23 protein-coding genes are annotated in these 24,840 nt (G+C 37.1%); 11 read left to right on the top strand and 12 right to left on the bottom strand.

The annotated features are described in order from the left end of the window. Positions 1-12 precede the first annotated feature (12 nt). The 8 genes from arsJ to B6A32_RS02865 all read right to left on the bottom strand — a co-directional run bounded on the left by arsJ (position 13) and on the right by B6A32_RS02865 (position 7,601). Complete coding sequence (arsJ, locus tag B6A32_RS02900; protein WP_008113571.1) at positions 13-1,260, bottom strand: organoarsenical effux MFS transporter ArsJ; 1,248 nt, start codon at positions 1,258-1,260, stop codon at positions 13-15. A 2-nt stretch (positions 1,261-1,262) separates the two neighbouring features. Then, positions 1,263-2,273, bottom strand: coding sequence for an ArsJ-associated glyceraldehyde-3-phosphate dehydrogenase (locus B6A32_RS02895; RefSeq protein WP_008113569.1), 1,011 nt, complete (start codon positions 2,271-2,273; stop codon positions 1,263-1,265). A 26-nt stretch (positions 2,274-2,299) separates the two neighbouring features. Beyond that, entirely contained in the window at positions 2,300-2,788 is a 489-nt protein-coding gene (locus B6A32_RS02890; protein ID WP_008113568.1) for a phosphatase domain-containing protein, read from the bottom strand. A gap of 163 nt (positions 2,789-2,951) precedes the next feature. Beyond that, a complete protein-coding gene (locus B6A32_RS02885) occupies positions 2,952-3,188 on the bottom strand; it encodes a thioredoxin family protein (RefSeq protein ID WP_008113564.1) in 237 nt (78 codons plus the stop codon). Positions 3,189-3,197: 9 nt separating this feature from the next. Continuing rightward, positions 3,198-4,190, bottom strand: coding sequence for a permease (locus B6A32_RS02880; RefSeq protein WP_008113562.1), 993 nt, complete (start codon positions 4,188-4,190; stop codon positions 3,198-3,200). After that, positions 4,183-5,211, bottom strand: a complete 1,029-nt coding sequence (gene arsB, locus B6A32_RS02875) for an ACR3 family arsenite efflux transporter (protein WP_008113560.1) — start codon at positions 5,209-5,211, stop codon at positions 4,183-4,185. Before arsB ends, B6A32_RS02880 begins: the two co-directional genes overlap by 8 nt. A gap of 33 nt (positions 5,212-5,244) precedes the next feature. Further along, entirely contained in the window at positions 5,245-6,063 is an 819-nt protein-coding gene (locus B6A32_RS02870) for a metalloregulator ArsR/SmtB family transcription factor (protein ID WP_008113558.1), read from the bottom strand. 494 nt (positions 6,064-6,557) lie between these two features. Then, positions 6,558-7,601 (bottom strand): hypothetical protein, encoded by a 1,044-nt coding sequence (locus B6A32_RS02865; protein ID WP_008113551.1) that lies wholly within the window; start codon positions 7,599-7,601, stop codon positions 6,558-6,560. Positions 7,602-8,483: 882 nt separating this feature from the next. On the opposite strand from B6A32_RS02865, the gene B6A32_RS02860 reads away from it, so the two are divergent. The 5 genes from B6A32_RS02860 to B6A32_RS02840 all read left to right on the top strand — a co-directional run bounded on the left by B6A32_RS02860 (position 8,484) and on the right by B6A32_RS02840 (position 11,711). Beyond that, the gene (locus B6A32_RS02860) at positions 8,484-8,900 is read left to right on the top strand and encodes a MerR family transcriptional regulator (protein WP_085301221.1); all 417 of its coding nucleotides are present in this window, start codon (positions 8,484-8,486) and stop codon (positions 8,898-8,900) included. A gap of 100 nt (positions 8,901-9,000) precedes the next feature. Then, positions 9,001-9,354 carry a mercuric transporter MerT family protein gene (locus B6A32_RS02855; protein WP_024600839.1) on the top strand — a complete coding sequence of 118 codons (354 nt, stop codon included), beginning with the start codon at positions 9,001-9,003 and terminating at the stop codon, positions 9,352-9,354. Between the two features lie 88 nt (positions 9,355-9,442). Then, positions 9,443-9,772 carry a heavy-metal-associated domain-containing protein gene (locus tag B6A32_RS02850; RefSeq protein WP_008113685.1) on the top strand — a complete coding sequence of 110 codons (330 nt, stop codon included), beginning with the start codon at positions 9,443-9,445 and terminating at the stop codon, positions 9,770-9,772. Positions 9,773-9,857: 85 nt separating this feature from the next. After that, a complete protein-coding gene (merA, locus tag B6A32_RS02845; protein WP_085301220.1) occupies positions 9,858-11,303 on the top strand; it encodes a mercury(II) reductase in 1,446 nt (481 codons plus the stop codon). 180 nt (positions 11,304-11,483) lie between these two features. After that, on the top strand, positions 11,484-11,711 hold the full coding sequence (locus B6A32_RS02840; protein WP_008131218.1) for a hypothetical protein: 228 nt from the start codon (positions 11,484-11,486) through the stop codon (positions 11,709-11,711). A gap of 208 nt (positions 11,712-11,919) precedes the next feature. Here B6A32_RS02840 and B6A32_RS02835 read toward each other — a convergent pair whose 3' ends face one another. The 4 genes from B6A32_RS02835 to B6A32_RS02820 form a co-directional block, all read right to left on the bottom strand. Then, on the bottom strand, positions 11,920-15,120 hold the full coding sequence (locus B6A32_RS02835; protein ID WP_085301219.1) for an efflux RND transporter permease subunit: 3,201 nt from the start codon (positions 15,118-15,120) through the stop codon (positions 11,920-11,922). An 11-nt stretch (positions 15,121-15,131) separates the two neighbouring features. Then, on the bottom strand, positions 15,132-16,436 hold the full coding sequence (locus B6A32_RS02830; protein ID WP_085301218.1) for an efflux RND transporter periplasmic adaptor subunit: 1,305 nt from the start codon (positions 16,434-16,436) through the stop codon (positions 15,132-15,134). Positions 16,437-16,499: 63 nt separating this feature from the next. Continuing rightward, the gene (locus B6A32_RS02825) at positions 16,500-17,717 is read right to left on the bottom strand and encodes a TolC family protein (RefSeq protein WP_085301217.1); all 1,218 of its coding nucleotides are present in this window, start codon (positions 17,715-17,717) and stop codon (positions 16,500-16,502) included. An 81-nt stretch (positions 17,718-17,798) separates the two neighbouring features. Next, positions 17,799-18,149, bottom strand: a complete 351-nt coding sequence (locus B6A32_RS02820; protein WP_101685880.1) for a hypothetical protein — start codon at positions 18,147-18,149, stop codon at positions 17,799-17,801. Between the two features lie 181 nt (positions 18,150-18,330). On the opposite strand from B6A32_RS02820, the gene B6A32_RS02815 reads away from it, so the two are divergent. The 6 genes from B6A32_RS02815 to B6A32_RS02790 all read left to right on the top strand — a co-directional run bounded on the left by B6A32_RS02815 (position 18,331) and on the right by B6A32_RS02790 (position 24,840). Beyond that, on the top strand, positions 18,331-20,268 hold the full coding sequence (locus tag B6A32_RS02815) for a cytochrome c/FTR1 family iron permease (RefSeq protein ID WP_085301216.1): 1,938 nt from the start codon (positions 18,331-18,333) through the stop codon (positions 20,266-20,268). Between the two features lie 218 nt (positions 20,269-20,486). Continuing rightward, entirely contained in the window at positions 20,487-21,386 is a 900-nt protein-coding gene (locus B6A32_RS02810) for a cation transporter (RefSeq protein ID WP_085301215.1), read from the top strand. 100 nt (positions 21,387-21,486) lie between these two features. Further along, positions 21,487-22,131, top strand: a complete 645-nt coding sequence (locus B6A32_RS02805; protein ID WP_085301214.1) for a class I SAM-dependent methyltransferase — start codon at positions 21,487-21,489, stop codon at positions 22,129-22,131. Between the two features lie 81 nt (positions 22,132-22,212). Next, entirely contained in the window at positions 22,213-22,509 is a 297-nt protein-coding gene (locus B6A32_RS02800) for a hypothetical protein (RefSeq protein ID WP_233131303.1), read from the top strand. A gap of 71 nt (positions 22,510-22,580) precedes the next feature. Beyond that, positions 22,581-23,873 (top strand): TolC family protein, encoded by a 1,293-nt coding sequence (locus B6A32_RS02795; protein ID WP_085301213.1) that lies wholly within the window; start codon positions 22,581-22,583, stop codon positions 23,871-23,873. 70 nt (positions 23,874-23,943) lie between these two features. Continuing rightward, positions 23,944-24,840 (top strand): efflux RND transporter periplasmic adaptor subunit, encoded by an 897-nt coding sequence (locus B6A32_RS02790; protein WP_085301212.1) that lies wholly within the window; start codon positions 23,944-23,946, stop codon positions 24,838-24,840.

Here is a 24,840-nt window from a genome sequence, read left to right as displayed (position 1 = left end):
ATGTGACTTTGATTAATTAGCTTTCTCTTTACTTTGGTTTTTTGGCAGCTTCAATGATAATAAAGTTGCCATAGCCACAAATATACTTGATATCCATAAACAGGCTTCTAGGCCATAATTTTGATATACCCAACCTGAAAGCACTGTACCAATTAATCTCCCCATAGCATTAGCCATATAGTAAAAACCAACATCAAGCGATACACCGTCACTACCTGCATAACTGACGATGAGATAGCTATGTAAAGAAGAGTTAATAGCGAAAACAGCCCCAAAAATCAGTAGTCCTATAATGATTGAAGCTTGAATATGAAAATTAAAATGCAAGGCCAAAGCAATCACAGCAGGTATTAATGTTAAGTAGCTTGCCCATAAAAATGCTGACCTACCCGTTGGCACATTACCTTGCTTTTCCCTCGTGCCTTTTCCGGTAATAATAGGCGCAACAGACTGAACTATGCCATAGCCAATGACCCAACTTGCCATAAAACCTCCAACCCACCAATGATCCCAATTAAAGGTCACAGCTAAAAAAACGGGTAACGCTACGACAAACCAAACATCTCTTGCACCAAATAAAAACATTCGAGCAGCAGAAAGAATGTTTATTGACGAACTCTTAGAGAAAATATCATTAAATTTAGGTTTATTTGTCGCCTTGCCCAAATCATCTTTTAAGGCGATTAAACTAAATACCCACACTATGGCTAATAGTGAAGCCATTAAGATGATTGCACCTTTAAATTCAAGCAAGGTTAGTAACAAACCTCCAAGAAAGAACCCTACACCTTTTAGCGCATTTTTAGACCCTGTAAGTATAGCAACCCACTGATAAAGCTTACCTTCAGCGCCTACTGGAACAAGTAACTTTATCGAGCTTTTCGCACTCATTTTATTTAAATCTTTAGCGATACCTGATAAAGCTTGTGCCGCCATTACATAGATAACTGTTAGCATTTCAGCAGGAACAACAAGCATACCAAGCGCAATTATTTGTATGGCTAAGCCAATGTTCATGGTTTTGTTCAAACCAAGTCGTGCACCTAGCCAACCACCAACAAGATTCGTAATAACACCAAATATTTCATAAAATAAAAACAGCATGGCAATATTTAAAGGGCTATATCCTAACTGATGAAAATATAGCACTACGAGCATGCGTAGTGCACCATCGGTTAAAGTAAACGCCCAGTAATTACCTGTTATCACCAAATATTGTTTAATTTGCGGTGATAACGCTTTGAGTGATAAAAGCCCCATGATTAACCTTTGTCCGCCAAACCAACCATACGTGCTAGCTCAGCCGTTCTATTGGCATAGCCCCATTCATTGTCATACCAAACATAAAGTTTTACTTGTGTACCATTTACTACCATCGTTGATAATGCATCAATGATGCTAGAACGTGGATCAGTTTTATAATCAATAGACACTAGTGGTCGTTCTTCATATCCCATGATGTTTTTCAATTCACCTTGTGCTGCTTGTTTAAGTACTTTATTTACTTCTTCAACAGTTGTAGCTCGTTCAACTTCAAAAACACAATCTGTAATTGATGCATTAGTTAAAGGAACTCGTATTGCATGACCATTTAACTTCCCTTTTAGTTCAGGAAAAATATGCGTAATTGCCGTAGCCGAGCCAGTTGTTGTCGGAATTAAGCTCATGCCACATGCTCGTGCTCTACGTAAATCCTTATGGGGGGCATCTAATATGGTTTGCGTATTAGTAATGTCATGGATAGTGGTCATTGAACCATGCTTAATACCTATTTTTTCATGAATAACTTTGACCACTGGCGCTAGGCAATTAGTGGTACATGAAGCTGCTGTTACGATAGGATGAATAGCTTTGTCGTATAAATTTTCATTTACTCCCATAACGATATTCAATACACCATCTTCTTTTACAGGAGCTGTAACCACAACACGCTTTACACCTTGATCTAAATAGGCTTGTAACAGCGCTTTCGTTTTTATTTTTCCTGATGCCTCAATTACTACATCACACTTAGACCAGTCAGTGTCTTGAGTCGCTTTGTTTTGCGTGCAAGGAATAGCCTTGTTATTGATAATTATTGAATCGCCTTCATGATTCGCCTCATGATGCCAACGACCATGTACTGAATCAAACGTCATTAAATGTCCAAGTGTTTCAGCATTTCCCGCAGGATCATTGATTTGAATAATCTCTATATCATCCCAATCAAATGCTGCACGCATTGATAAACGTCCCATACGGCCAAAACCGTTAATACCGATTTTAATTGTCATAAATCTGTCCTGAATGTTGTTAAAAATTATAAATAAGTATTGAAATAATCAAGCTGTACTGGGTGTTTTAGCGCTTTAGGCCGTATTTCCTGTACTGCTTCAATTACCTTTTCACCTGACCACCCAAAAGCTAAAAGTATAAGTCCAATCACTAATCCTGTTCTGCCAGAGCCACCTTTGCAGTGAACAGCAATGGTGCCCTTGTTATTTATCACCTCTAAAATGTTAGCCTTTTGAGCATCCCACTGAGATTCAAAGGCTTGGCTTGGGGCAGCATCATCTAAAATGGGTAATTGAACCCACTCAATTCCTTGCTTTTCACATTCAGTTGGTAAAGAGAGTGCATTGTTTTTTTCCATTTCTTCGTCAAACATCAACGTAATAAGCATGTTAGTACCTGCTTGTTTAAGTGTTGATATAGACTCAACTAAAATAGAATCTTTCGTGCCTGGGCACGGGGTAAATATAAGTTGGCTACCGTTTTCAAGTGCCAAAATATCAAAAGGATGTGACATTATTTTTCCTATCGTTAATTATCTGTGCAATGTATTGATTTACAGTTATTTGCATAAGGTTTACTTTCTATTTGAATGGTGACGTGAGAAACATTAAATTCATGTTGGATAGTAGATGTTATCTCTTCGAGTAAATTTCCATCATTTAAACAGTTAACTTTTGCTATTGCTGTAACCATAATTCAATCTCTTGACGGTGGGGAATAGAGCCACTATGCACATTAACTTCATCAATAATTACAGCAGGAGTACTCATTACGCCATACCCCATAATTACTTCAGGATCAGTTTCTTTGATTACGTGTACATCTACATTTAATTCAGTAGCTATTTTTGCAATAACTTCAATGGTTTTTGTACATTTTGCACAACCAGTACCTAATACTTTTATTTCTTTCATGATTTTTCCTTAAATAAAGGGGGTCAGATAATTAAAAATCCAACCAATTAACGTAAATGCAACGAGTAGAAGTGCAAAAAGTACTACTAGTAATCGCCACTGCATTACTTGTTTTAATAAAATAAATTCAGGAAAACTTGCTGCCACAGTACTCATACAAAAGGCGAGTGTTGTTCCAATAGGAAGTCCTTGTTTAATTAAACTTTCCATCACAGGAATTACACCTGTGGCATTGGAATATAAAGGTATACCTAATAATACGGCAGATGGAACTGACCACCATTGACCATTACCTAAATGCTCTTCAATCCAGCCATCAGGAACAAAACCATGTAACGCAGAGCCTAGCCCAACACCAATGATCACCCATTTCCATACTCGGCCAAAAATCTCTAACATTTCCTCTTTGGCAAAGGTATGTCGCTCTTTTAAAGACAAGCTTTCAACCTGTTTGGATTGAACTGTAGAGGAAGCCTTTTGACCACGCTCTAAAGCTTTCGCAGCAAAGGATTGCAACCAGCGCTCAGCCCTAATAGCATCAAGGAAAATACCGCCTAAAATCCCAACAGACATACCAACAACCACATACAGTAACGTGAATTTCCATCCTAATAAGCTTAGTAACAGCAAGACCGCAACTTCATTGATTAGCGGAGAGGTAATGAGAAATGACATAGTGATGCCAACAGGAATACCTGCTGACGTAAAACCTAAAAATACAGGAATACTTGAACAGGAACAAAAAGGGGTTATTGCGCCAAAACTAGAGCCTAATATGTAACCGACACCTTTATGTTTATCGGCTAAATAATCACGAACACGCTCTACATTTATTGATGCTCTTATCAATGCAATGACGTAAATCATCACTAGTAATAAAAAGAAAATTTTGGTGGTGTCTTCAATAAAAAAATGAAGTGCATCGCCTAATTTTGTTGCTTTCGACAATCCAAAAACATCAACGACTAACCATGTGGCTAAGTCAGTAAATACCTCAAACATGGCTTTCCCCAAACCAGCCTTGTGTACGGTTAATAATATAAACTAATGACAACATAACAGGCACTTCAACCAATACCCCAACAACGGTCGCCAAAGCTGCTCCAGAATGTAAACCAAAAAGGGATATAGCCACCGCAACCGCTAATTCAAAGAAGTTAGATGTACCTATCAAACATGCTGGAGCCGCTATGTTATGTGGTAGTCTCATCCATTTTGCTGCTAAGTACGCGATAATGAAAATACCGTATGTTTGGATCATTAGAGGAATGGCAATTAAGCCAATGGTTTCAGGTTCAGAAATGATGGTATTTGCTTGAAATCCAAATAATAACACCACTGTTGCTAACAGGCCGATAACCGACCAAGGCTTTAATGTTGATAACAATTCATTTAATGATTGTTCACCATTACCATTATTCAGGATTTTACGAGTCACTACTCCTGCAATTAAAGGCAGCAAAACATAAAGCACTACAGAAATCATCAACGTTTCCCAAGGAACTTGAATATCACTTACACCAAGTAAAAATGCCGAGATAGGTGCGAAAGCAAAGATCATGATCACATCATTTACTGATACTTGAACCAATGTATAGTTCGGATCACCTTTCGTTAACTGTGACCATACAAATACCATTGCAGTACAAGGGGCTACGCCCAATAAAATCATGCCAGCGATGTATTCTTGTGCAGATGCAGGATCAACTAAATCAGCAAAAAGGAAAGTAAAGAAAAACCAACCTAAACCAGCCATGGTGAAAGGTTTAACCAACCAGTTTATGACAATAGTTAACACAAGCCCTTTAGGGTTTTTACCCACATCTTTTATCGCTGAAAAATCAATTTGAACCATCATGGGATAAATCATCACCCAGATGAAAACAGCGACTACAATGTTAACGTGTGCAATCTCAAAGTTGGCAATCACTTGAAAAGCATCAGGTTGCCATAAGCCTAATACCACACCAAGCACAATGCTTAAGCCAACCCAAACCGATAAATAACGCTCAAAAATACCCATTATTCAATCCTTTACTCATTCTTTATAGAAAATTTATTTACAGAAATTTGCTCGATTAGGTCTATTTTGCATATTAGCTAAACGCTGAAGTTCGTTACTAACCAGAGGAACATTATTCTCTGTTGTTTGTGCAATCACAGATTTAGCCCATAACGGTAAGTCAGGATTGATACGATAAAACACCCACTGACCGTGCTTTCTATCAGTTATCACTTTAGCTTTTTTCAAAACAGCTAAATTACGTGATACTTTGGGCTGGCTATCTTCTTCCATCGCTTCCATTAACTCACAAACGCAAAGCTCACCATGATAATGCGTCAACATTAACGTTTTCAGTCGGATATCATCAGTTAGGCTTTTATAAAAGGAGATGGGGTCAAATTCGTCACTTTTGACATCAATTGAGGTTTTTGTATCACCACAACTGATCTTAGCGTCCTTTTCTTCAACCAAAATAAACATAGATAGACGGTTGTTAAGCTCGTTTAATGTTGTAGAAAAAGGGTTACTACCAGAACGCTCTTTTGGATCGGGAAAATCCCAAGCTAACTGCTTAACGGCATTAGGGTAGCTGCGACATTCATTATTAGCTTTATCGCATAGTGTAATGACGTAATCAAATACTTGACCTTCAAAGACATTCACACTTTTAGACACTAAATCGTTAGTATCTAAGCCAAACTTTTCTAAAGCATCAATCGCACGAACATCAACGGCATCAGGTTTAGTACCTGCACTAAAAACATTAAATATGTCTCCCGCTTTATGCCGCAATAACGCTTCAGCCATTTGAGATCTAGCCGAGTTTGCAGTGCAAAGGAAAAGGATTTTTTTATTTTTTAGGCTTTTCATATGAAACCTTAGTTATTTGCATGTGAATTATTATATATATGAAAAATCACATATACAAGCATTGGCATATAAAAAGATTTAAATCTGAAGCATGATTTAAATTTTATAAACGAACTTTTCGTACAAATAGATTCTTAGTGATTTCGAGGGGATGAGCACAAAACCCCTTTTAGATAAATCAGTAGATATTTCAACTTTAGAGGAAATATCTACTGCAATTAGTGCTCAATAAACTGTTATTAATGATATCAATGTTTGGAACATAGCCAATTAGAACAAACGCTATTCTTTCAGTTTCATCAAAAGAGCCATTAGTTAAAGAGGAATATCAAAAAATCCTAATGAATTCTTCACCTCAACTTTCTCATGGGTCTATTGAAATACATAATAGGTAAATTGATTTCATTTTCGAGAATATTTTAAATAATTCTCGTTTTAATATTACGATTACTTAGGTAATCGTAATATTAAAACGTTCTTTAGAAGCATCTCATTCATATAGAATTCTCCAAGTAATCCATATCACAAAATGGTCGAATACTTGCGGAGAAATATGATTGATGAAGAATGATTGGGAGTTTTCGTGCGTCTTTATGGTTTAGCAGTGTTTCTTTAATGCCATTACTAAATTCACAATAATTGATCATAGACATAGCGGGTGATTCAACATGAATACATTCGAATATCAGCCTTTGCTGCTCAAAATAAAATATAAAAACCTGCTTCTCTGGAATATCTCTAATTGATATTTTAAGTGTTGGTAAATTACTGTTGATTTCTTCTGTTAAACTTGGGGATAAAGGAAAACCATATACCGCGTACCTTTTTCCTTCAATGTGAAATACATAAGGAACTTCATCATCACAAAATGAATCAAAATTGGTAAAAAAGTTAACTGTATTTAAAAACCAGCTTTTATGCTCGTCTATAAATGGACTTTCAGCTATGGCAATTTCCGAATCTTCATTATCCTGTTCAAGATTTTTGACTAATGATTCATCAAAATTATTTTCTCTAAAATTTTTCGGATAAAAAGTAGTCGCAATTAGTCGATATGCAATTTGATTAATTTTGAAATCACAATAAAGAATTGCTTCGTTATTGTTCAACGTTTTAAAATAAGGTTTCCAGTCAAGACTAAACTCACTTGGCGCTTCAATAATGTATTTCGATTCATTTCCTAAACCGAATAGCTCATAAAGAATAGAAATTAATCGAACCTTGCTTACATTAATGACTACCATTCCTTCAAGGCGTTTTGCCATAAACTCAATGCTTTTATGTAGATCATCAATAAGCAATTGATCCTCACATTCACAGATCAGAAGGTACTTTAACCAGTGATGTTGAATTGTCCCAAAAATTTTCGCACCACACATCTCTTTAAAGAGTAGTTCAGTTAAAGAATCATAATTAGGAGTACAATATATTGCCCTGGCTAATAAATCCTTTCCATGATCTTGAGGTAGATTGAGTGAGTTAGCGAGAAATTTCGATTGAAGTCTCAATTTGTGACTTAAGGTAAGAGCTGAAATCATCTAGTTATCCATAAATTAAAACAAACAACAGCCTACTAACGCCAGTTTGTTAATTATGAAAACCAAATTTTTACGGATGCTCCGCTTCATCGTTCATACTTAAATATAAATTAAATATGTGTAGGCATAGGCTGTCCGTTCAGCCTTTTTTGCTAATATAAATGAGTAAAATGTTGTTGTAAACAGGGCGCAATTATACATATCTGTATAATTTAAAAGGATTTTATTCTACTTTTCTTTTAAAATCAGTTAGTTCAATACCGAAAATTTCAACAACAGTATTTTCATTTATTTTTATATTTTCAACCCTTATTAAAAGCGAGACAAAGTATTATTCATATCAGTGTTGAGAAATTTTAGAAGGCAGTCTTCTGCTTTTGAGAGTAAAACTGCTAATATCAGGTTTAGATTTTCAAGGAGGTCAGACTTCAATAGAGAAATTAACTGTCTATAGTTCTCACAGCCACAAAAGTATAGAACTACATTTACTGGGCTTGCCCAAGCGGAATAGATAAATTTTCGAAAGCCTTTTTGCTTGCCTTTTAACATTGTTAAGCAAGTCTTCATTTTTAAGCGACATGTATTCACCAATACAAAAATACGCAACAAAAAGCCCACGCTCTTTTTGTCGAGTAAATTTTATTGGTACACATTCGCTACGCGAATTTACTATCTATTCAAAGTATATCCGTTTCTTCATATTAGTGTGAGCTGGACTCTTTGATGCGGCCTAACATCACATGCTCTAGCACACAAAGCCTTGCCTATTATTACAATAAATTTCACTTTTGATAATATGAAAAGCAGTTTATAGTACGTTTACTACCTAATACCTTTTTCAATTCTGCACTATAAATACAAACTAATTTAAAGGCAGTATAAATGACTAGAAACAATCCACCATTAACCATTGGCCGACTCGCAAAAGCCGCTGAAGTCAATATTGAGACAATAAGACATTATCAACGCAAAGGTTTAATAGTGGAGCCTGAAAAGCCGTTAGGCGGTTTTCGTCATTACCCAGATACAAGTGTAGATCGAATTCGATTTGTAAAGCGTGCTCAGCAACTTGGTTTTTCGTTAGAGGAAATAAAGCAATTGCTAACCTTAGGCGATCAACATTGTGGTGATGTTCAAACTTTAGCGCAAGAAAAGCGAGATAAAATCCAACAACAAATCGCTGGATTACTGACTATTCAAATAGCATTAGACGACTTAATATCAACTTGTCATACTGATGATACTACTCACTGTGGCTTCATCGATGGATTATCTCAAAAAGGCTTTTTAGAAAAATAACACTTCTACCTCTCTCAAAAAATGATTTATTAACCTCTTGACTCTGTGCTACACCCCAGAGTGTAAACTATCTTATATTAGCCTTATATGAGATTGAATTATGTCGAATTCTCCTACTCAAAATCGTTCTTTACTATTAGCAATTGTCGCTGGTTTAGGCGCGTCAGCATGTTGTATTGGACCACTGCTATTGCTGTCACTTGGCATAGGCGGTGCATGGGTAGGTAACCTCACTGCAATGGAACCTTATAGCGGGTATTTTACCGCAATTACCCTCATTTTTTTAGGCGTAGTTTTTTATAAATTATATATCGCTCCTCAAAAGTGTGAGGAGGGTTCAGTTTGCGAAAACCCTAAAGTATTAAGAAATCAGCGCATTATATTTTGGCTTGTAAGCATAATTCTTATAGTGATGATGAGCTTTCCCTATTACGCAGATTACATTATTACTTAATAGCAATTGATTAACAAAAACTGACTGATGAAAATACGATTTAACAAATCCAGTTAACTTAGAACAGATATTAAAAAAAGGCAAAACAATGAAAAAATTAATTACCGTTTCAATACTATTAAGCTCAATGCTTATGTTTGGCAACACGCTAGCCATGCAACATTCTGAAGTAACCAGTAATGTTGCTACTCAAGAGGTAACTACTAAAGTTTTCTCGATTGAGAAAATGACCTGCAAGATGTGTCATATAACTGTGCGTAAGGCGATGGAGAAAGTAGATGGCGTTGTAAAAGCTACAGTTGATTATGATGCAAAAACAGCAACAGTTTTATTTGATCCGAACAAGACCAGCATTGAAGCGATTGCATTAGCGTCTACAAATATTGGCTACCCAGCAAAAGTAAAAACTACCAAGTAAGATTTAGCATAAGACTGCTTGTTGATTAGTTTAGCCATAACAAATGCACCAAACATTAATAGCAGCAAAATTTTAAGGAATTATTATGACTTCGGATCAATGTTCAACAAGCTGTTGCTCTCTGAGTGAAAGCGACCAGCTACATGTTGCAATTATTGGTAGTGGCTCTGGTGCCTTTGCTTGTGCAATCAAAGCAGCAGAAAATGGTGCTAGAGTCACAATTATTGAAGGATCAGATGTTATTGGCGGCTGTTGTGTCAACGTAGGATGCGTTCCATCAAAAATTTTAATTCGTGCAGCACAATTAGCGCACCAACAACGAAGAAACCCTTTTGATGGGCTTGAGAATAATAATCCTCAAATAAGCCGTGCTCTGCTAGCCCATCAACAAAAGTCTCGTGTTGAAGAGCTACGCGAAGCTAAATATGAAAGTATTCTAAAGAAAAACCCTGCATTATCTTTGATTAAAGGTTATGCGCGTTTTAAAAACGAAAGTACATTGATTATCCAAAAATCAGATGGCACTAATGAAGAGCTACTCGCAGATCGGATATTGATAGCCACTGGCTCAACTCCGTCAATTCCGCCAATTAAGGGATTAGAAGATACCCCTTACTGGACATCAACAGAAGCACTATTTGAACAAGAGTTACCCGAAAGCTTAATAGTCATCGGTTCTTCAGTTGTTGCGCTAGAAATAGCTCAAGCCTATGCTCGTTTAGGGACCTGTGTAACTGTATTAGCACGACATACATTATTGTATTCAGAAGATCCGCTATTAGGTGAAAAGCTTAAAGAGTGCTTTGAAAATGAAGGTATCAAAATCCTAGATAATACGCAGGCTAATAATGTAAGCCATGATGGAAGTCTATTCTCATTAGGTACTAATGAGGGAACATTAACAGCCAGAAAATTACTAATATCCACAGGTCGATTTGCTAATACAGGTAAACTTGGCTTGGAAAGTATAGGTGTTGAAACAGAAATGAATGGAGCGATCAAAGTCAATGAACGCATGGAGACATCAATAGCGAATATCTATGCAGCAGGTGATTGCTCTAACATGCCTCAATTTGTTTATGTAGCAGCGGCAGCAGGAAGTAGAGCAGGAATAAATATGACAGGTGGTGATGCTATACTTGATTTATCTACCATGCCTGTCGTGGTATTCACTGACCCACAAGTTGCAACGGTAGGTTTATCAGAAGAGCAAGCTATATCTAAAGGTCTTGATGTTGTTAGTCGAGTTTTGGATATGGAAAATGTGCCAAGGGCATTAGCTAACTTTGAAACTGATGGCTTTATTAAGTTAGTTGCTGAGAGTAAAAGTGAGCGTATTATTGGGGCACAGATATTAGCGCATGAAGGTGGAGAGTTAATACAAAGTGCTGCATTAGCTATTAGCAATCGAATGACCGTTACAGATTTGGCAAACCAATTGTTTCCATACCTAACTATGGTTGAAGGGTTAAAGCTGTGTGCTCAAACCTTTAATAAAGATGTTTCTGAGCTTTCATGCTGTGCTGGTTAATCAAAACAATATGGAAGAAGTTCGCCCTCTACTATTACCTAATATACACAAATAATGAGCTTAAAGCTGAAGTGCCCATTAAAAGCTTGTTCTTCCCTGATCACAAGTGTTGTTATCTCATACAGAAAATGGCGATTTCCCAAACTAGGTACTTTAATTGGACACTAGGGGAAATGCGTAATGTTGATTATGAACCCATTGACTATCAATACAGATATAGCGAATGTTAATTTCGCTAGTAGTGTTCTGCCGTTTTTAAATACCGTAACGAAATCAAATCTTAACGTACTTACTAGTGATTCGGTCAATATCTCTCGTTTTGGTATTGAACGCTTGCATAAAGATAATGGAGCAAAAACCACAAAAGATATCGAACAAACCTCTAACGAGGCTGTAAGTGTCACTTAAACTATTGGTCAAAATAAGTCAGCAAATAATTTAAATCACGCACAAGCTAAAGAGCTGAATAATAAAATAGCTTCTTTACTATAGCAGTTATTCAAACCATCTATTTTTCCTGCAAGACAATGACCCATCTCTTACCACTTAACATTATAAAATTATTCCGCATCAGCTACGTACCTAATACGGAATAATCTAAGTTAGGCTATCTTAGTTAACGAGACAACTCCTCAATTTTTTTCCTTGAAAACCAGCGATATAAAACAGGTAATACAAACAGTGTTAACAGCGTGGCCGTTACCAAGCCACCTACAATAACACTGGCAAGTGGGCGCTGGATTTCAGCACCTACACCATTTGACATTAGCATTGGGATTAATCCTAATGCAGATGTAATTGCTGTCATAAGTACAGGTCTTAATCTTGACGTTGCTCCTTCAAAAACTGCCTTGGAAGCCTCTAAACCATCTTTTATTCGTTGGTTGATGCTTTCTACCATTACAACCCCATTTAATACCGCTACACCGAATAAGGTAATAAAGCCTACTGAGCTTGGTACAGATAAATATTGGCCAGATATGTACAGGGAAAAAACACCGCCAATTACGGCTAGTGGCACATTCACTAAAATCAGCATAGCTTGACCAACAGAGCCAAAAGCAAAGTAAAGTAACAATGCAATTAGCGCTAAAGACAGAGGTACAACGATAGCTAGTCTGTTTTGAGCACGCTGCTGGCTTTCGAATTGGCCACCTATTGCTACCGAGTAGCCTGAAGGTAGGTCAACTTTCTCAGCAATAACTTTTCTGATGTCGGCTACTACACTGCCCATATCTCTATTCTGAACGTTTGCTTGAATAACGACACGCCTTTGAACATCATCACGCCTTACTTGAGGAGGACCTGATTCAAATGAAACAGTTGCAACATCACCTAAGCGTACCCAGGCACCTGTTGGTGACTGAATTCGAATATCTGAAATAGCTTCCTTATTTCGTCGATATTCTTCTTCAATACGCACATAAATATCATATCGCTCGTTACCATTGATGATTTGTCCAGCTTCGACCCCACCAATACCATCTCGTACAACTTCCATTATATCAACAACTGAAAGTCCAAAGCGCGATAGCTCTTGCCTATTAGGTTTTACGACAAGTTGGGCTTCACCTGAAATTTGCTCAAGCGCAACATCTCTTGCACCGTCAACACTCTTAATAACTGCTTCAATCTCTTGCCCTTTAGTTGCTAAAACGTCTAACTCAGGACCAAATAACTTTATCGCTAACTGAGCTTTAACGCCAGATAGTAGCTCATCAACACGAGTCGCAATAGGTTGAGAAAAGTTGAGTAACAACCCAGGGAATTCTTCCAAAGATCTCTCCATCTTACCTTGAAGTTCATATCGATTAGATGCACTTGACCACTCAGAAACAGGCTTCAATCCTATGTAAATTTCTATGTTATTAACTGGCTCTGGATCTCCACCTATTTCTGCTCGTCCAATTCGGCTTAATGCATAAGTTACTTCAGGAAACGCCATTAACTTTTCTTCTAAAATCGGAGCTACGGTTAACGCCGTATCCAAACTTGAAGATGGCGCAAGGGTTGCTCTTAAATTAATAGTCCCTTCCTCTAACTCAGGAACAAATTCAGTGCCAATAAATGGAACTAATGCAAATGCAGATGCAACTAAAATAAGTGAAGCTGAAATGACTAACTTAGTGTGTTTTAATGCGAATGTTAGACCTTTTCTATAGAGTTTATCTAATGGTTTAAGAACAAAGCTTTCCCTCTCTTTCACACCAGATTTAAATAGATAAGTTGCCAGTGCTGGCACGATAAACAACGCAACCACAATAGCGGATATAACAGCTAAAATGATACTTATTGCCATAGGTTGGAATAACTTTGCCTCAACACCTTCAAAGCTAAATAAAGGCGTAAATACGACTAAAATAATAGAGGCTGCAAAAAATACCGGACGAGCCACTTCTTTACCAGCATTTTGAAGACGTAATTTAATACCATGCTCATCTTGTTCTACATCATGTGGATCAGTATCAGCACTAGGCACTCTTTCTTTTACACTGTTTGAATGGGTAGAGTCTGGTCTATTTAAATGCTTAAACATGTTCTCAACCATCACGACTGAGCCATCAACTAGCATACCAATAGCGACAGCTATTCCGCCTAGCGACATTAAGTTAGCAGATATCCCCCACCAAGCCATGATCATTAACGCAATACCAATAGAAATTGGAATTGAAATTAATACCAAGAAGGTTGCACGTAAATTCATTAAGAATAGAGCCAATACAATACAGATGAAAATAAATGCTAGTGAAAGTGCATCAACTACCGTATCAACGGCTTTTTCAATCAAATCAGCCTGATCATAAAATGGCTCAAAGCGAACACCTTTAGGTAATGCTTGATTAATCAATGGGATTCTTGCATTGATACCATCAATGGTAGCTTTAGTATTTGACCCCATGCGTTTTAATACAATACCAGAGACAACTTCACCTAAGTTCTCTACTTTACCATTGGGTGATTTTCGCGTCATAGTGACAGCACCTTGGCGAATTTCACTGCCCATTTCAACTTTAGCAATATCCGAAACCGTCACAACCGTCCCATCAACTGTTTTGACGGGAACTTGTTTGATATTACTAATACCAGCGTCACCACTTTCAAACCAACCTGTACCTCTAATAACAAGCTGCTCTTGCCCACGGTTCATATACCAGCCGCCAACATTCGCATTGTTGTTATCTAGGGCACCAACAACGTCTTCTTGCGTTAGGTTATAAGAAAGAAGCTTAGATGGATCTACATTTACTTGGTACTGCCTAACAATACCTCCAAAGGAGAGTACATCAGTAACACCATCGACAGGCATAACGAGTAACTTCACAATCCAATCGTTAAGACTTCGAAGCGCCATAGCATCATAGCCTGCATCTTTATCTGAAATAAGAAGATACTGAAATACTTGGCCCAGCCCAGAGGTGTTTGGCCCCATTTCGGGTGTCCCAACACCTTCAGGTATGAGTTCTTTTGCGGCTTGAAGACGCTCAAATACGAGTTGTCTTGCAAAGTAAATGTCGGTGCCTTCTTTGAAAACAACCGTTACGCCAGACAAACCTGTTTTAGAAATTGAGCGCACTTGTTCTACATCAGGTAAGGCATACATTACCGCTTCAATAGGGTACGTAATGAGTTGTTCAACTTCTTCAGCAGCCAGTCCTGGCGCTTCAGTATTTACAGCAACTTGAACATTAGTAACATCAGGAAAGGCATCTAAATTTAGTTTTGGAATAACCATAATTGCGCCAACCATGGTGGCAAACAGCGCAATCAAAATCAGGAGTCTATTATTAACAGACCAATCTATTATTTTATTAAACATAGTTTTGCCCCTTAGTGGTTATGCGGATCGAATCCGCCTTTAGCGATTTCAGACGCAACAAAAAATGCACCTTTGGTTACAATTCGCGTTCCACTATCAAGGCCAATGATTTCTCTAAAACCACCTAAGGCTCGGCCTAGTTCTACTTCTACAGCTTTAAATTCTCCAGGGTGGTCTTCGACAAATACGGTCCAATCACCATCGGCACTACGGATCAATGCTTCTTCTGGCACAGCCATCACTTTCTGCTTTGTGGCGAACTGAAAGTAAACTTTTACAAACATGCCTGAATGGAGGTTATCATCCGAATTTTCTACTCCTAATCTAATAATTCGAGTACGAGTAATAGGGTCAATTGTATGGGCTTCTTGGATAACTTTGGCATTGTAACTCTGGCCTTCTAATTTAAGTACCGCAGGAGAGTCAATTGATAAATTAAGCTTTTTATTTGGAGAAACTTTTGCTTCAACCCATAATTTTTTTTCATCAGCTAGCAACATAACGGTATCCCCAGCATCAACACGTTGCCCTTGGATAAAGTCGTCTTGAAGTACCACTCCTTCACGCTGAGCAGTTAATGTATATTGCCCAAACGCTTTTATGTTTTTGTTAGAAATCCCATCTATCGCTTTTTCAGTTAATCCTAAAGCAATAAGCTTCCCATAGCTTGCATTGAATGTAGTTTCTGCTTGTAACAATCGACTTTCACTCACCGTCTTGTTACCCAGCTTTTTCACACGTTGCCATTCGGTTGAAGCGATTAAATAGTCAGCCTGTGCTTGTGCCATTGCTTCACTAAATAATGTAACCAACTTCTGACCTATTGCTACATGTTCGCCAAGCGCTGCATGGCGACTGATAATAACCGACTCTGTACGTGGTGATACCACATAACTTTTATAGCCATTAGCTTTTATTTCGCCAGGTGCATACACGGTGCTAAATTGATATTCAGGCTTAACACTTTCCACTTTGATGTTAGCAAGCGACATCTTCTTTGGATCAATAGTGATACCTTCTTCATGCTCTTCTTCCTCTTTATTATCACCTTCATGGCCGTGCTCGTCATGGTCACCTTTATCTTCTTCATGTCCTTTTTCGTGTTCATGCTCGTCATGGTCATCTTTTTCTTCTTCATGTCCCTTTTCATGATCGTCATGATCATCTTCATGTTCTTTTACATCTTGCTTCAAAACCTTTGCGACAGAACCAGTACCATCTGATGACTGTGCAAAAGCATCATGATTTGTAGTAAGCCCTAATAACAGGCTGCTAATTACTACGGCTAATAATTTTTTACTAAATATTGTATTCATTTTTGTAACCTATATTTTTGATAAATTTAAGATTTCGTTTTTCGTAACTGAAAAAGTAAACGTTTAAATCTCAAATTTTGATAACTGACCCATACTTAAAACGAAGGATATTTCTGCAAGCTTGAATTGATTTTCCAAACGAATTCCTGCATGAAGTCCTTCCGCACGTTGATTTAATACAAGTAAGTAATCAGACGTATTAATGTCACCAGCTTCCCAACGCTTATTTAATAAATTTGCGCTACTTTCTAATCTGCCTTCTGTGAGTTTTCGCCATTGCTCAAAGTATTTTTTACTGACATTAAGCGATTCATAATTAGCTTTTGCTTCAAAAGACTGCTTTCGATAAACCGAGCGAAAGTTGGCTTCTGCTGCGATTGCTTCTGAATAAGCAGCTTTAACAGTATCGGAATAATTATTTCTGATATTTAATGGAATTGAGAAAGTCACACCAATCAAGTCTTCATCTCCACTTTTCCCTGCGCTAACTCCAATGGTTGGGTTAGCTTTAGATTCCATAGTGGTTAATTGAGCTTTCGATTGTTGTCCTTTCCATTTCGCTCTAGCGAGTTTAACTTTTGGATGATTCTCAACCCACTGTGACTTAAATGAATAGCTTGTTACTCCAAAAGTAAATGAAGATAAATTGGCGGTATTAGGCGTCCAATCAGGCAATAACTCCTGAACTTTTACCTCTGCATTTTTCAAAGTAATTTGCGACTCAGATATTTCACTGAAAATTTGGGACAAGTTTACGTAGACCAGTTCAGCGTCAAGTGGCTCTAGAAGTCCGACTTTTCGCTTATCTTCAACAATTCCAACGAGCGTTTGCAATTGCTCTTCTCTTTCTGAAAGTAACTGAGCCGCCTTTTTTGCTGCTTGCCAATTAACTATTGCAGTTAAAGCGTTAGCCTTTTTAGAATCGAGTAGAGATAACAATTGTTGCTGGTTTGCATAAACATCAATTTCACCAATGCTTTTATTTGCTGATTGCTTATCCCAAAAATCAATCGTTTGACTGATACCAATAGAGTAATTATCAAAATCACCCTCTTTTTCATAGCTTGCTTCAAACTCTGGGTTGTATACGGCTTGAGTTAAGCTTTTTGCTCTATGATTACTTGCATTAAGTAACTCTTTAGCCGCAACAACTTCGGGATCTTTATTTATTTGACTATCAAGCCATGAAATGTTTTTCTCTTTGCCATAACTGACAACTGAAAAACTCACAGCCATACATAATGACAGGACTAAACCTGCATTTTTTAAAAATATATACATAAAACTTCTTAATTTTTTAATTTATAAACACGAACCCTTTATCCTTTTCATGGATAAATAGGTCATTAAAATTCAATCTAATTAAGAAATGGGTGGGCGAAGTATCGCTTCAAGGTAGGTATTGGTTTGAGAAACTTGATAAGGTGTTTTATTGATAATGTTTAGTTTGCCCGTGGTATTTGAATTACAGATTAAAATCCAAGATAAGTGGCTGCCACTGCAATTACCGCAGTGATGACAATCTTTTTCATTATGCTCATCATCATCTGCATTATCGTTTAAGGCATTTCGGTCATCGGCATGATCATGTTGAGTTTGAAGATGTTCTATATCAATCTGGTGATTCTCAGATGTTGAAGATGCGACAGCAGTTAACGATTGTAAAACAATCGAAACGACTAAGAGCATTTTTAGCACAACATTTAGATTCAAAGTTATTACCTGTTAAATATAGTATTTAAAATACTAGCAGAAACAATTCACTTAAACTAGATGTTTCCTTAAGTTTCAGGCTTTTCACTTAAAATAATTTTTTCATTTGACTCTATAGCCACTATAGATTTTACAATATGATAATAAATATCATTTAGATTTGAACTGTGGAACTCATTTTATGCCCTTTTCCCCAAAAGTAAAACAGGAAAACCAATACTATAACTATTTAAAGCCGCTAGCTTATTTGATCTTGCTAGTCACAGCATTTTTTTCAAAATTTTGTATAGCTTCTAATTTGGAAGAGTTTTCGCAGCATCGACAAATTATACAATTAGCAGAATATGTAGGTGTTGATTATGAGTCGGCTATTAAGGACGGCCAAATTATTAACGATGATGAATATCAAGAAATGCTTGAATTCTCCAAGTTGATAGTTGAAAAAACGTCAATTAATAATAATTATATGCGTTCACTCAATGAGAAAGCATTAGCTTTACAAACAGCTATTTCAACTAAGCAAAATGCAAATATTGTCAGGAAAATTACATCTGAGTTACGAATTTCATTATTGGCTATGATGCCAGAGCTACCTCTCCCTAAAAGGTTAATTTCTAAAGAAGCGACGTTTTCTTTATTTGAAAATAACTGTGCGAGTTGTCATGGTATTTCAGGTCAAGGAAATGGTGTTTTAGCATCGGGATTAGAGCCTGCTCCTACCGATTTTACCGATAAAACACGTGCAGAAAACCGTTCACTTTTAGGCTTATTTGATGCTATATCTAATGGGCTTGATGACACTGCCATGCCTGCATTTACACAATTAAAAGAACAGCAGAAATGGTCCCTTGCATTTTATGTAGGTGGTTTGGCATTTAAATCATCAAGTGAATTAACAAAACCATCACAATCAATTTCATTACAAAACTGGATAAATTATAGTCCATTAAAGTTATCGACAGAAACTGACGGATTAACTAAAAATGAAATTGAAGGATTAAGGGCTAATCCTACATTATTGTTTACCAATCAAAGTAGTCCTATCGCTATAACCAAAACTCAATTAGCTGCCGCAAGCAATGCGTATAAAAATGAAGAGTATGAGAAGGCCAAAACACTTGCTGTGAGTGCTTATCTAGATGGTTTTGAATTAATTGAAAATAGTTTGGATGCACGAGACACAAATTTACGTAAAAGTATCGAAGGAAACTTGATTAAGCTTCGCCAAGCTTTAAGTAACGCGCAACAGGTTAATCAACTTGAAAGCCTTATGGAAGTTACTGTGAGACAACTCAATAACGCAGAAGAACTTCTGATAGAAACCACTCTATCAAACGAGGCTCTTTTTACTGCAAGCTTAGTTATTTTGCTCAGAGAAGGTTTAGAAGCGTTACTGGTTGTACTGGCTTTAATAACAGTGTTAATCCGAACTAAACGTCATGATGCTTTAAAATATGTCCATTTTGGTTGGCTGAGTGCGCTATTAGCGGGATTTGCTACTTGGGCGGTAGCCCAGTCAATGATCAGTATCAGTGGTGCGAGTCGTGAAGTCATGGAAGGTATTGCTGCAATGCTTGCAGCGGTGATGTTATTCTATGTAGGGATTTGGATGCATAGCAAAACGAATGCTGAACATTGGCAGGCATATATTCAAAAGCACATTAATTCACAATTAGAAGCGGGTACACTGTGGGGACTAGCAGTGCTCTCATTTATTGCTGTTTATCGAGAGGTTTTTGAAACAGTCTTATTCTATCAATCACTTGTAACACAAGCCTCAACAACTCAATACTCATTTGTTATCAGTGGATTTTTATTCGGGGTAGCTGTGTTATCGATTCTTGCATGGGGAATGTTTAGATATTCTGTTAAATTGCCAATTGCTCGTTTCTTTTCTACAACAACTTACTTGCTTTTAGTTCTATCATTCATATTAATGGGTAAAGCCATCTCAGCTCTTCAAGAGGCTGCGATTATAGGAATCACTCCGTTACCTATTAATGTGGAAGTTACATGGTTCGGTATAGGTTCTACTTGGCAAGGTATAACAGCTCAGGTGACCATTCTGATATTATTTTCACTGTATATGTATCGTTCAAGGAATCGCAATGCCTCATAATTTACACAGTAGTTAGTAATCATTCATTGAGCATCACCACTAACTTAATTAAGAGCAGTTATTTTACTAGCTAATCTTAAAACTGGGATGTTATTAGAAGAGTTAAATCGTCTTAATACTTAATGTCGGAAACTCACCAATAAAGATTATAAAACCTATTGACTCTATAGTTGCTATAGATTTTATACTCAACGAAATATTGTTACGGAATGTTAAATATGTCAGAAAAATGTAGTGGTCAGTGTCAATCATCTCCTACCAACGAAGACGTAAAAATTGATACACAATTAGATAACTATGGTGGCGCGTTTGTCAGTACATATAAAGTGCCTCAAATGGACTGTCCTTCAGAAGAGAGATTGATCAGATTAGCACTTGACTCAATTGAGCCTTCTGTTGGATTGCAATTTGATATTCCTAGTCGATTAGTCAAAGTTTTTCATGATGAAAATTTAGATGAGATAACAAAAAAGTTACAACAACTTAAACTCGATGCAGAGTTAGCATCAACTAAAGAAAGTTGCAGCACAGAAGCTGCAAAAGCAAAAGATCTAGCCCAAAAAAATGAGATGAAAGAAGCGTCAACACTAAAATGGTTGCTGGCTATTAACGGGATCATGTTTTTTGTAGAAATAATTGCTGGGATTATTGCACAGTCTGCTGGCCTTATTGCAGACTCATTAGATATGTTTGCTGACGCTGCCGTATATGGTTTGGCTATTTATGCGGTAGGTAAAAGTATCAGCATGAAACTTAGAGCGGCACATATCTCTGGTGTGCTTCAGATTATTTTAGCGCTAGGTGCTTTGAGTGAAGTCGTAAGACGCTTTATTTATGGTAGTGAGCCTATGTCATCTTTAATGATGATATTTGGTGGAATAGCACTAATCGCTAACATTGCTTGTCTGTTTTTAATATTTGGCAATAAAGAAGACGGCGCTCATATGAAAGCGAGTTGGATTTTTTCCGCAAATGACGTTATCGCAAACATTGGCGTAATCTTAGCTGGCTTATTAGTTACAGTAACAAGCAGCCGTTATCCAGATTTAGTGATTGGTTTGATAATTGCCCTTGTCGTTTTAAACGGTGCTCGCCGCATCTTACAGCTAAAGTATTAGCTGAAATCAATCATGACCATTTATTTAAATTTTAAAACCATTATTGACACCTGTATAGCTAGTTTAAGTCTGGCTCAAACGGCTAAAGGTAAATGAACTTATGAAAAACAATACCTACATTCCACCACTACGATTTCATTGGTTAACGAGTTTTTATGACAGCCTCGTTGCTATCACCACGAGAGAAGCATTTTTTAAAAAGCTGATTGTTGATAAAGTTGCCAACGTCAAAGGAAACAATCTACTTGATGTTGGTTGTGGAACAGGAACGCTCACAAAATTAATAGCTGAAAAATTACCTAAACATACCGTAATAGGCTTAGATGCAGACCAAACCGCTCTAGATATTTCACAGAAAAAAGTTATAGGCAAAGATCTAAATATTTCTTTTAGACAGGGCTTTGGACAAAAAATGCCTTTTGATGAAAACTCTTTTGACATCGTAGTTTCAAGTTTGTTTTTTCACCACTTAAACAGTTCAGCTAAGCTCGCGACATTAACTGAAATTCGTCGGGTACTGAAACCGGACGGTACTTTAATAATTGCAGACTGGGGAAAGCCTACTTCAATATTTCAACGGATATTGTTCTTTGTCGTTCAATTATTAGATGGTTTCGAAACTACAAAAGATAATGTAGATGGAGTTATTCCCTCTGTGGTGGTTGAATCAGGGTTTACTCATGTTTCAGATTTAAACATAGTCCCAACGCCTTTGGGAACTATCAGACTGATTGAAGCGAACTAGATAACAATGAACCTAATGCACCCATCATATTTTAAACCATATATATCATACGTGATAATGATTTTAATCGCGGTGCAGTCTGTGTTTTTTTCGCTAGAAGAGCTTGAAATAAACTTGATAGAAAGTTCTTTTAACACATCACTAACTGAGTCAACTACCCCACTAAAAGCTTCAGAAACCTCCAATATATTTGAAGTAAATAATAGCAACAGTTCAATTGAAAATTGTAATTTTTGTTGCTGTTGTCACTTGTTTTTAAATGCAGATTCTTCTTGTAATATTTTACAAGCAATAGATCATTTTCCTACCTACGCCTTAGTTTCTCCTGAGCTAAAAGGCTATATGTCGGTGCCATTTCGTCCCCCTAAATACGCCTAATTTTTATATCAAATTTAAAAAGGTCAACATTATTGACCTAAATAACAATATAAATTTATAGGAAAGTATATATGGCACTTTATACCTGTGTGCATCGCAAGATAGAAATTTTGAGGTGTGTAACACCTCGGCTCAAATATATCGCGTTTCTCGCTTTGTCACTTTTTACATTTAATGTTTATGCATTTGAAAAGCAGTTAAATCTTCAAGAGGCAATACAGCGAACGCTTAAACAAAATCCTGAACTCAAAATATTTGATTTCAAACAAACCGCATTAATAGGACGAGAACAAACAGCAAGTTTAAATCCCGCTTATGAACTAGAACTTGAAGCCGAGAACTTTGCAGGCTCAGGTGAATTCTCTGCATTCGAAAGCGCAGAATTAACTGTCGCTCTATCTTCGGTTATTGAAATGGGAGATAAACGCTCAGCGCGAATTGGGCTTGTTTCAAACTCAAGAGCATTGCTCACTGCTGAAAAAGAGGTAGCAGCACTAAACTTGATGGCTCAAGTCACTGAAAAGTACGTGGAAGTACTTGCAGCCCAACAAAGAGTTATATTGGCAGATAATGCACTGAAGTTAGCACAAGAAACGTTAGAGATTGTATCTCAACGTAACCGCGCAGGTGCAACTCCTGAGGCTGAAGTGAAACGCTCAAAAGCAGTTATTGCTCAGGCAAATCTAACTGTTCAATCGGAACAAAAGCGCTTGGAATATTTAAAACTTTCTTTAGCAGCTTTCTGGGGAGAAAACTCTGTAACCTTCTCTGAAGTACAAGGTGATCTTTTTCAGTTTGGCAATAACAGTGACTTTAACAGCCTTTTTGCGAAGTTAGAAAAAAATCCAGCGATTCAAATCTATGCAAGCGAACAACGACTAAAAGAGGCTGAAATACAGTTAGCTAAAACAGAGTCAACTGCCAATATCAAATGGTCTGTCGGTGTTAGGCGCTCTCAAGAAGCTAATGATACGGCACTGGTCGCTGGTTTTAGCTTACCTTTGTTTGCTGAAAAGCGAAATTCTGGCGCAATCGCTAGTGCCTTAGCAGAGCGTGATCAAGTTGCTATAGAGAAAGAAGCGACTAAGTTAAGATTTAGAAATCACTTACTGCGAGCATACTCCAATAGAAAACAAGCCATACTAACGGCAAATTCATTAAAGCAGTCAGTTATTCCAATGCTTGAAGATGCACTGGAAGATACTCAAGACGCCTATCAAAAAGGTAGATATGGCTACCTTGATTATGTATCGGCTAGACAAGAGTTGTTAAATGCTCGGCGAACCCTTATTGACGCGGCATCTGCTGCCCTGATTTACGGCGCAGAGATAGAAAAACTAACAAACGAAGCGCTGTCACTCTAAATAAACATCACTTTAAGATTAATAACAATTTATTGATTCAGTTATTAACTGAATCGTTTAGGAATTAAAAATGAAAAACTATATACTCGCACTATTGATTTTTATCGGGCATTTATCACCCATTCAAAGTGCTTTCGCTAGTGAAGATGAACATGAAGGCGAAGAAGGCATTAGCAAAATTAACAATAACATGGCAAAAAGGGTTGGTGTTGAAACAGCCTATTTAGCTTCAAAAACGTTGAACCAAACTATCCCTGTATACGGCGCTACGACGATAGGCGCTGAACAATTATTTCAAGTTGGCGCTAGATATAATGGCGTTATAAAGACAATAAACTCCACTGTTGGTGATAAGGTAAACAAAGGCGATCTATTAGCCGTTATTGAATCTAACGAAAGCTTAAATACCTATAAGATAATTTCCCCTGTTTCTGGGACTGTTTTACAGAGAAATGGAAATATTGGCGGTATCACACAAAACACCAGCTTGTTTGAAATCGTCAATTTTGACACGTTGTGGGCCGAATTTAAGGTTTTTACTAGCCAGTATAATCAAATCAGAGTCGGTCAGTCTGTTAACATTGACCATGGTGATCAAGCATTCAACTCCATCATCACCAATATTATTCCAGCTATAGATCAGTCATATGTTTTGGCACGGATTCGATTAAACAACACTGAGCTAAACCTAACCTCAGGCCAATTATTAACAGGTAGCGTAAAGATAAACCGATTTGAGGTGGATTTAGCCGTCGAGAAAGTTGCCATACAAGAACTGGGAGGACAATTAGGTGTCTTTGTAAAAGAAGATGAAGAGTATGAGTTTGCACCACTTGTCCTCGGTCGTTCAGACAAAAACTATATCGAGGTCATTGATGGCCTCCGTAAAGACGCTGAATATGTAAACAAAAACAGTTATCTGATTAAAGCAGATATATTGAAATCTGAAGTAGAAGACGACCATTAG

Origin of the sequence: Colwellia polaris (assembly GCF_002104515.1) — a bacterium.
GTDB lineage: Bacteria > Pseudomonadota > Gammaproteobacteria > Enterobacterales > Alteromonadaceae > Cognaticolwellia > Cognaticolwellia polaris.
Note: the sequence above shows the minus strand (reverse complement) of the source record. Positions and strands in the feature narration are given on the sequence as shown.

Bases quoted from the DNA above. Each gene is read 5' to 3' on its own strand.
- arsJ (WP_008113571.1), bottom strand. From the start codon at position 1,260: ATGGGGCTTTTATCACTCAAAGCGTTATCACCGCAAATTAAACAATAT.
- B6A32_RS02895 (WP_008113569.1), bottom strand. From the start codon at position 2,273: ATGACAATTAAAATCGGTATTAACGGTTTTGGCCGTATGGGACGTTTA.
- B6A32_RS02890 (WP_008113568.1), bottom strand. From the start codon at position 2,788: ATGTCACATCCTTTTGATATTTTGGCACTTGAAAACGGTAGCCAACTT.
- B6A32_RS02885 (WP_008113564.1), bottom strand. From the start codon at position 3,188: ATGAAAGAAATAAAAGTATTAGGTACTGGTTGTGCAAAATGTACAAAA.
- B6A32_RS02880 (WP_008113562.1), bottom strand. From the start codon at position 4,190: ATGTTTGAGGTATTTACTGACTTAGCCACATGGTTAGTCGTTGATGTT.
- arsB (WP_008113560.1), bottom strand. From the start codon at position 5,211: ATGGGTATTTTTGAGCGTTATTTATCGGTTTGGGTTGGCTTAAGCATT.
- B6A32_RS02870 (WP_008113558.1), bottom strand. From the start codon at position 6,063: ATGAAAAGCCTAAAAAATAAAAAAATCCTTTTCCTTTGCACTGCAAAC.
- B6A32_RS02865 (WP_008113551.1), bottom strand. From the start codon at position 7,601: ATGATTTCAGCTCTTACCTTAAGTCACAAATTGAGACTTCAATCGAAA.
- B6A32_RS02860 (WP_085301221.1), top strand. From the start codon at position 8,484: ATGACTAGAAACAATCCACCATTAACCATTGGCCGACTCGCAAAAGCC.
- B6A32_RS02855 (WP_024600839.1), top strand. From the start codon at position 9,001: ATGTCGAATTCTCCTACTCAAAATCGTTCTTTACTATTAGCAATTGTC.
- B6A32_RS02850 (WP_008113685.1), top strand. From the start codon at position 9,443: ATGAAAAAATTAATTACCGTTTCAATACTATTAAGCTCAATGCTTATG.
- merA (WP_085301220.1), top strand. From the start codon at position 9,858: ATGACTTCGGATCAATGTTCAACAAGCTGTTGCTCTCTGAGTGAAAGC.
- B6A32_RS02840 (WP_008131218.1), top strand. From the start codon at position 11,484: ATGTTGATTATGAACCCATTGACTATCAATACAGATATAGCGAATGTT.
- B6A32_RS02835 (WP_085301219.1), bottom strand. From the start codon at position 15,120: ATGTTTAATAAAATAATAGATTGGTCTGTTAATAATAGACTCCTGATT.
- B6A32_RS02830 (WP_085301218.1), bottom strand. From the start codon at position 16,436: ATGAATACAATATTTAGTAAAAAATTATTAGCCGTAGTAATTAGCAGC.
- B6A32_RS02825 (WP_085301217.1), bottom strand. From the start codon at position 17,717: ATGTATATATTTTTAAAAAATGCAGGTTTAGTCCTGTCATTATGTATG.
- B6A32_RS02815 (WP_085301216.1), top strand. From the start codon at position 18,331: ATGCCCTTTTCCCCAAAAGTAAAACAGGAAAACCAATACTATAACTAT.
- B6A32_RS02810 (WP_085301215.1), top strand. From the start codon at position 20,487: ATGTCAGAAAAATGTAGTGGTCAGTGTCAATCATCTCCTACCAACGAA.
- B6A32_RS02805 (WP_085301214.1), top strand. From the start codon at position 21,487: ATGAAAAACAATACCTACATTCCACCACTACGATTTCATTGGTTAACG.
- B6A32_RS02795 (WP_085301213.1), top strand. From the start codon at position 22,581: ATGGCACTTTATACCTGTGTGCATCGCAAGATAGAAATTTTGAGGTGT.
- B6A32_RS02790 (WP_085301212.1), top strand. From the start codon at position 23,944: ATGAAAAACTATATACTCGCACTATTGATTTTTATCGGGCATTTATCA.